The organism is Roseateles sp. P5_E11 (genome assembly GCF_054049355.1).
The window spans coordinates 1-8,349 of record NZ_JBFUMO010000239.1 but is presented as its reverse complement, the minus strand read 5'-3'; the positions used below and the strand labels follow the sequence as shown (position 1 = coordinate 8,349).

The window sequence follows — 8,349 nt, the reverse complement described above, 5'->3', positions numbered from 1 at the left end:
TGGCTGCTGGCCTTCCAAACGGTTGTCGGGGCCGGGGATGTCGGCGACCGTGGACCGGTACAGGTTCAGCGACGCACGCAGATTGAGGTTGGTGCTGGGCTCGAAGAGGCTCGGGAAGAGTTCGCCGGCGCGGCCCTTGACCTCCAGCTCCAAGCCCTGGGTCGTGGCCTTGCTGAGATTGATCTGGGTGATGACGTAGCGCTGCGTGTCGGCATAGTCGACGGTCATCAACCGCGGGCGGTCGGTGCGGATCAGGTTGGTGATGCGGCGATGGAAAACGCCAACGGAGATCAGCCCCCCGGCCGGAAGGTACTTCTCGTAGGCCACGTCCAGCCCCGTGGCCAGTTCAGGCTTGAGCTGCGGGTTGCCGATGCGGTCGGGACCAAGCTCGGTGTTGATGTGGGCATTGGGACCGCGCACCTCGTAATCGGTGTTGACGGTCGGCCGGGCGATGAGCTGCTGGACGTCGGCAGCCTTGTAGCTGCGCGTGAGGCTGGCGCGCACCAGGTCGCGGCCCTTGGGGTCGGGCTTGAAGTTCAGGTGCAGCAATGGCGTGGTGACCTTGCTGGTGCTGGCGAACTGGCTGCTTGCGCCCTCGCTGGCCATCTTGATCTGCTCGTGGCGAACGCCGGCATAGGCCGACCATTGCGGGTTGATCTCCCACTCGTCCTGCACATACAGGGCCGAGCGCGTGATCGTCGCGTCGAAGGGCTGGCCTTCGACGCCGGTCAGCAGGTCCTCCCATTTGGGGTTGGCCTTGCGGTAGTCGAACTGCTGGGTGCGACGGCTTTCGTCACGCGTGCGACGTTCCAGTTCGGCGCCGGTGGTCACGGTGTGGGCATCGCCAGCGTACTGGCTGTATTTGCCCGACAGCGTCGTGTTGCGATTGCGGTTTTCGCCGGTGGTGAGGCGGTCGATCGCCGGCGTGCCGTCCTTGTTGCGGCCGAAGAAGCCGGAGTTGAAGTCCGCGCCGCCACTGCCCGCACCAGCGCGCAACTCGATGCGGCGGTCCTCGCCGAAGCGGTTGTTGTATTGCAGATTGACCCGCTGGGCCGAGAAGGTGCCACGGTTGCGGGTGGTGTCGAGCAGGCTGGGCGGCAGCACGCTCTTGCTCGGCGTGGCCGGGTCTGCGAACAACACCTCGGTGGTGTTGGCGCCTTCGCTGCGGAAGCGGTTCTGGATGAAGAAGCCCTGCACGCTCAGCGTCTCGTCGTCGCCGAGCTTCCAGTTCAGGCGCGGCGCCATGTTGAAGCCCTGGCCGAACGAGCGGTCGCGCCCGCTGTTGCGCAGGCCGGTGAGGCCGCGGTCACGCACGCGGTCGCCCTCGTTCTCGTTGACGAAATTCCACTGTTGGACATTGATCGGCAGCACGAAACCCAGGCCGCCGATGACGCGGTCGCCATAGGTGAAGCCGGCGTTGATGACGGGCTTTTCCGACGCATAGGCCATTCCCAGCCGCAGGTCCTTCTGCACGACGCGCGGGGCGTCCTTCAGGATGATGTTGAGCGTGCCGGCAATGGCCTGGGCGCTCTGGTCGGCCGTCGGGGCCTTGCTGACCTCCAGCCGCTCGACCTGGGCGGGGTTCAGGTTGTCCAGGCTGAAGCCCGGGGGCGCCGGCTCGCCGTTGACGAGGATCTGCGTGTAGGCGCCGCCCAGGCCGCGCATGCGCAGCTGGCCGCCGGAGACGTTGATGCCCGGCAGGCGCTTGAGCACATCGCTGAGCTGGGTGTCGCCGTATTTGTCCAGCTCGTCGCGGCCATAGAGCTGCTTGGCCACGGGCTCGCGGCGGCGCAGGTCGGTGTCGGTCTGCTGGCGCGTCACCGAGACGCGTTCGAGTTGGTTGTTGCTGGGCGTGGGTGAGTTGTTCGAGGCGCGGTCGACCTCCTGCTGGGCCAGGACCAGGGCTGGGCTGAGCAGAAGCAGCAAGGCGAGGGCGGGGGTTTTCAAGACGGACTCCGAGAGATGCGATTCAGCGCGCGGCGCGCACCATAGCGGCAGCGCTGTCATGGCGCGGCGGTGCTGCGACCAGTTGCGGGTTCAGGGGCACCAATCGACGCCCCGCGGTGCGGGCCGCGATCATGGCAGCTCGCTGTGGCAATGACGAAGGTCAGCGCTTGAGCTTGGCAAAGGCCGCGGCCATCGCACCGCCGGCAGGGGCCTGGGAGTCCTGAGACTGGCGCGGGCCACGTTCGTTGCGCGCCGCGGGGCGGAAGTTGTTGTCCGGCTTCGGGCCTCGCGGTGCCTGGGTGTCCAGCTTCATCGTCAGGGAAATGCGTTGGCGCGCCAGGTCCACTTCCAGCACCTTGACCTTGACGATGTCGCCGGTCTTGACCACCTCGCGCGCATCGCTGACGAACTTGTTGGACAGCTGGCTGACATGGATCAGGCCGTCCTGGTGCACGCCCAGGTCGACGAAGGCGCCGAACTGCGCGACGTTGCTGACCGTACCTTCGAGCAGCATGCCGGGCTGCAGGTCCTTCACGTCTTCGACGCCGTCATTGAAGCGGGCCACCTTGAAGTCGGGGCGCGGGTCGCGGCCGGGCTTTTCCAGCTCGGCCAGCACGTCCTTGACGGTGATGAGGCCGAACTTCTCGTCGGCCAGCAGTTCGGGCTTGAGCGTACGCAGCACCTCGCTGCGGCCGACGACGTCAGCGGCCGGGCGCTTGAGGATGCTGAGCGCCTTCTCGACCAGCGGATAGGTCTCGGGGTGGACGCCGCTGAAGTCCAATGGGTTGTCGCCGCCACGGATGCGCAAAAAGCCTGCCGCCTGCTCGAAGGTCTTGGGGCCGAGGCCGCTGACGTCCAGCAATTGCTGGCGGCTTTTGAAGGCGCCATTCGCGTCGCGCCAGCRCACGATGCTGCTGGCGACCGACGCCGACAGGCCCGACACKCGGGCCAGCAGGGCCTGCGAGGCGGTGTTCAGGTCCACACCGACCTTGTTCACGCAGTCCTCGACGACGGCGTCCAGCGTGCGCGCCATCTCGCTCTGGTTCACGTCGTGCTGGTACTGACCGACGCCGATGCTCTTGGGGTCGATCTTGACCAGTTCGGCCAGCGGGTCCTGCAGGCGGCGCGCGATGGATACGGCGCCGCGCAGGCTCACGTCCAGGTCGGGCAGCTCCTTGGAAGCGAACTCCGACGCCGAGTAGACCGAAGCGCCCGCCTCGCTGACGACGACGCGCTCGATCTGCACCGAGGCGTCCAGCGCCTGTAGCTTCTTGATCAGCTCGCCGGCCAGCTTGTCGGTCTCGCGGCTGGCCGTGCCATTGCCGATGGCGATCAGGTTGACGCCGTGCGTGGCGCAAAGCTTGGCCAGCGTGTGCAGGCTGCCATCCCAGTCGCGGCGGGGCTCATGCGGGTAGACGGTGGAGGTGTCCAGCACGCGGCCGGTGTCGGAGACGACCGCCACCTTCACGCCGGTGCGGATGCCCGGGTCCAGCCCCATGACGACGCGCTTGCCGGCGGGTGCGGCCAGCAGCAGGTCGCGCAGGTTCTCGGCGAAGACCTTGATGGCGGTCGCTTCCGCCGCCTCGCGCAGTCGGGCGAACAGGTCGCGCTCCAGGCTCAGCGACAGCTTGACCTTCCAGGTCCAGCCCACGGTCTTGCGGATCAGCGTGTCACCGGGGCGGTTGGCATGGCGCCAGCCGAGGTGGCTCGCGATGCGGCCTTCAGCGAGGGTGGGCTGGCCGGCGACGACTTCTTCGTCCAGCACCAGCTTGGCATCCAACAGTTCTAGCGTGCGCCCGCGAAAGACGGCGAGCGCGCGGTGCGACGGCACCGTCTTGATGGTTTCGGCGTAGTCGAAGTAGTCGCGGAACTTGGCGTTGTCCGGCGTGTCCGGGCTCTTGCCGTCCATCAGCTTGGACTGGAAGAGACCGACGTCCCACAGCCACCCGCGCAACTTTCCCACCAGCACGGCATCCTCGGCCCAGCGCTCGGCAAGCAGGTCGCGCACGCCATCCAGCACCGCGTGGGCATCGGCAAAACCGGCCTCGGCGTTGATGAAGCTCGCGGCTTCATCGAGCGGCGTCAGTGATGGGTCTGCGAAGAGCTTGTCCGCCAACGGCTCCAGCCCCGCCTCACGGGCGATCAGGCCCTTGGTGCGACGCTTGACCTTGTAAGGCAGGTAGAGGTCTTCCAGCTCCTGCTTGGTCGGTACCGTGCGGATGGCGGCTTCGAGCTCCGGCGTCAGCTTGCCCTGCTCGGCGATGGACTTGAGCACCGCCTCGCGGCGCTCGGCCAGTTCACGCAAGTACGCCAGGCGGGCGTCGAGCTCACGCAACTGGATGTCGTCGAGACCGTCGGTGGCCTCCTTGCGGTAGCGGGCGATAAAGGGCACGGTGGCCCCGCCATCCAGCAGCTCGACGGCAGCCTGCACCTGGGCGGGCCGAACCTTCAGTTCGGCGGCAATCTGGGAAACGATCAGCTTGTTGTCCAAAACGGGCTCTGGAAATCGGGCGAAAAGCCTGCGATTTTCCCACACGGGTTTCCTGCAACGGGATACCTGAAACCCGTCGCGCGACTTCTCCAGGTTTTCCGTCGCGCAGGGCGCCGCCCGCTGCCGCGGACCGGCGGGCCCTGAGTGTCAGCAGCGCAGGCGGCGGCGCGTGGCAAGACCCAGGCCGATGAGGCCGGCCACAAGCATCGCAGCCGATGCCGGCTCGGGCACGGCTGAGACGGCAGTGAAGGGCTGTGCCGCGTCGTTGCCGATGCGGATGCTCGTGACGTCGAGCGTGTGCGAGAAGTCGGCCGCGGCGCCGTTCTGCGCACCCGTGAACAGGAAGGCGCCTACCATGTAGAAGTAGCGGCCGCAGGCGGGCGAGATGGGGGTCTGGCAGTCGATCCGCGTGCCATTGGCGCTCACGTGGAGGGTGGTGTCGACGTCCAGCGAGCGGCCCATGGTGCCGCTTTGCGCACCGAACACGTCGAGATGGGTCTGCGTGCTGGGGTGGGCAGCGATGAGTTGCTGCAGCAGGGGATCGCCCCCGACTTCGAAGGCATCGAGCCCCGCGGTCTTTAACAAGGCGTACTGGCTTTCGGCCGTGAAGTTGGCTTGCGAGCCGACGACGAACGCGGTGACGGCAGCGCCCGAGCGGTCGGCGCCCAGGGCGCGGTCACCCGTCGTCGCCAGATGGCCATCGAGCTTCAGGTCAAACTGAACGGTCGTGTCCTGGTCCAGCATGGCCCAGTAGCCCACGAAGGAATGGCCGACTGCAACGCTGCTGATGGCGGTCGGATTCAACGGAGCCAGCGCGGAGGCCGACGCACCGAGGCTGGTCGGTCCGACGCGGGCGAAGGCCGAGGCCAGCTTGTCATGGACGGCTTGCGAGTCAGTCGCGCTGCGGCTCAGCTGGGCAGCGGACGGAAAGTTCAACCAGGCGCCGTCCTGGCTGAGCGTGCCGTCGATGATCGTGCCGGCCGTGGCCTCGTTGGTGGCAACAAACCACTGGTTCAGTTCCAGCCCGTACAGGTTGGACGCATTGGGCATGCCCAGGGAAATGGGCGGCAAGGTCGCGTCGGCCGATGCCGGGAGGTGGGCGAACGCGGCGGTCAGGCTCAGGGCCAGGATGGCGAGGCGCAGGGACGTCATGAGATGTGGCGTTAGCAGGGACGGCGGAGTCTAGGAGTCGCTTCGGCTCACTCCGTCCCCGTGGCACCCAAGGGCTAGGGATGCCTGCCGGTCGGATTGCAACCAGCTGTGACTGTCAGGACGTCAGCCAAGCCGCAAGCCCGGCTGCTGCCGCGCGCCCGCTTGCCATGCTGGCCGTCAGCAGATAGCCGCCGGTGGGCGCCTCCCAATCCAGCATCTCGCCGGCGACGAAAACGCCGGGCAGGGCGGTCAGCATCAGGCCACCGGTCAGCGCCTCGAAGCRCACGCCGCCGGCCGTGCTGATGGCTTCGGCCACGGGGCGGGGCGCGTGCAGCGTCAGCGGCAGATGCTTCAGCGCGGCAGCCAGCGTAGTGGCGTCCAGCATCTGCTCACGCGTCAGCAACTCGTGCAGCAGGCCGAGCTTGAGTGGGTTCAGGTGCAGGCGGCTCTTCAGGTGCGAGGACAGGGACCGGCTGCCGCGCGGGTGCCTGACCTCGGCGAGCACGCGCTCGGGCGCCAACTGGGGCAGCAGGTCCAGGTGCAGCGTGGCGACGCCKTCACGCGCGATCTGCTCGCGCAATGTGCTGCTCGCTGCATACACCAACGAGCCCTCGATGCCTGTGGCCGTGAAGACGAACTCGCCGGCGCGATTCGCGAAGCCTTCGGTCTCGAGTGCGACCGGCTTGATCGGTTGGCCGGCGAACTCGGTGGCAAAGCGTTCGCTCCAGCCGGGGCCGTCGGCGTGGGCCGCGGTGGGCCCCACGTCGAAGCCGCAATTGGCGGGATGCAGCGGCGCGATGTCCACGCCCCGCGCAGCGAGCCGCTCGACCCAGTCGCCGTCCGAGCCGAGTTGGGGCCAGGAAGCGCCACCCAGCGCGAGCAGCGTGGCGCGTGGTGTCACCAGGCGTTCACCGTCGGGCGTGTCCAAGCGCAGCGCGCCATCGTCAGTCCAGCCCGTCCAGCGGTGCCGCATCGCGAACTTCACGCCGGCCGCGCGCAGGCGGTGCAGCCAGGCGCGCAGCAGCGGCGCAGCCTTCAGGTCTTTCGGAAACACGCGGCCCGAGGTGCCGACGAAGGTCTCGACGCCCAGTCCCGAGGCCCAGTCGCGCAGCGCGTCGCCGTCAAAGGCGCGCAACAGCGGCTCGATCTGCGCGGCGCGCTCACCGAAGCGGCCGACAAAAGGCTCGAAGGGCTCGGAATGGGTCAGGTTGAGGCCGCCCTTGCCGGCAAGCAGGAATTTGCGGCCCACGCTGGGCTTGGCGTCGAAGACGGTGACCGCCAGGCCGGCGGCGGCCAGCACTTCGGCCGCCATCAGCCCGGCAGGGCCGCCGCCGATGATGGCGATATCGGCCGTGAGATCTTTGGGATGCATGCCGGATTCTAGGAACCCGTACTCGCGGCGCTGTGTTTGGGCTGTGCTTTCCGCCTCTCAGGCCCGTACCGGCGGTTTCGCCCCCGCCGGCGCCAGGGCGTTGTTGCCCCAGCACTGCTCGTACTTCCAGCCTGTCAGTTCCTCGGCCACGGCGCGCGCCTGCGCAGGGGCGTCGGCGATGCGGCCGCCGGCCTTGATGCGGGCGATTTCTTCCAGCAAGACGGCGTGGTTCTTGCGGTCGAGCTTCATCTGGGTGGTGTAGTAGATGCCGCCCAGCGCCAAGCCGATGACGCCCAGCGTGAAGATGCCGACGATGGCGTTGATCGCGCTCTCCGGCTGTGTGGCCTGGCCGGAAAGGAAGCCGAACTGGCCGAGGATCCAGCCCATGACAAAGACGACAGCCGAGCGCGTGATCTTGCCTGCGAAGGTCATGGCGCCGGCATAGATGCCTTCGCGCCGCCGCCCGGTCAGCACCTCATCGACGTCGGCCAGGAAGGTGTAGACCGTCCAGGGGATGTAGTAGACCCCGCCGGTGCCCAGGCCGAACACGGCCGTGACGGCGAAGAGGGCGATGGCCGTGGTCTGCTTGCTCCAACCCAGGTAGAACAGCGCGGTATAGGCCAGCACGCTGCCGCAAACGATGAGCAGGGCAATACGGTAGGGTCGCGCAAAACCGAACTTGATGCACAGGCCGATGAATAGCATGGTGGATATCAGCTGCATCACCGAGCTGAAGCTGTTCAGGTAGCCGACAACGGCCTTGTCCTGCCCCATGCAGAAGACGATGAAATAGGTAAATATCGAAGCAAACAACCATTCCGCCCCAAACCCCAGCAGATACATGCCGAGGTGTTTGCGGAAGATCTTCAGATGGAAGGTGGACAGCATGTCCATGCCGAGTTTCTTGAGCGCCTGGCCCAGGCTGCCGGCACGCTCCTGCACCACTTCATGCACGGGCCGCTCCCAAGAGGAGAGGTAGAGGGCAGTCATGGCGCCGCACATGATGAGGGCGTAGATGATGCCGGTCAGCAGGAAGGGCGTGGCCGATTCCTTGCTGTAGACCAGGAAGAGCTGGGCCGGGATGAAGGCGGCCAGGAAGTTGGCCGCCTTGCCGAACATGGCCTTGGCGCCGGTGAGTTTGGAGCGGGCCGAAAAATCCGTGGTCATCTCGGTCGCCAGGGTTTCATACGGCACCATGATCGAGGTATAGACCAGCTCGAAGAGGGCATACATGCTCAGGTAGTACCAGAACCCGAAACCCTCGATCCACATCAGTGGATAGAGCAGCACCAGGGGTATGCCCGTCAAGATGAAAAAACGCCGGCGCCCGAACTTTCGGCCCAATCGCGTGTTGTAGAAGTTGTCGCTGATATACCCCATCACGGGG

General features: G+C 66.8%; 5 protein-coding genes. All 5 read right to left on the bottom strand.

The genetic code is table 11. The annotated features are described in order from the left end of the window. The coding region (locus ACXJKR_RS17650) for a TonB-dependent receptor plug domain-containing protein (protein ID WP_457323927.1) at window positions 1-1,947 on the bottom strand (1,947 nt) is incomplete at its 3' end. A gap of 160 nt (window positions 1,948-2,107) precedes the next feature. After that, a complete protein-coding gene (locus ACXJKR_RS17645; RefSeq protein WP_457323926.1) occupies window positions 2,108-4,438 on the bottom strand; it encodes a Tex family protein in 2,331 nt (776 codons plus the stop codon). A 147-nt stretch (window positions 4,439-4,585) separates the two neighbouring features. Next, entirely contained in the window at window positions 4,586-5,590 is a 1,005-nt protein-coding gene (locus ACXJKR_RS17640) for a PEP-CTERM sorting domain-containing protein (protein ID WP_457323925.1), read from the bottom strand. A 115-nt stretch (window positions 5,591-5,705) separates the two neighbouring features. After that, window positions 5,706-6,962, bottom strand: a complete 1,257-nt coding sequence (locus ACXJKR_RS17635) for a TIGR03862 family flavoprotein (protein ID WP_457323924.1) — start codon at window positions 6,960-6,962, stop codon at window positions 5,706-5,708. A 57-nt stretch (window positions 6,963-7,019) separates the two neighbouring features. Continuing rightward, window positions 7,020-8,349: MFS transporter (locus ACXJKR_RS17630; protein ID WP_457323923.1), on the bottom strand; the 1,330-nt coding region annotated here is incomplete at its 5' end.

Bases quoted from the DNA above. Each gene is read 5' to 3' on its own strand.
- ACXJKR_RS17640 (WP_457323925.1), bottom strand. From the start codon at position 5,590: ATGACGTCCCTGCGCCTCGCCATCCTGGCCCTGAGCCTGACCGCCGCG.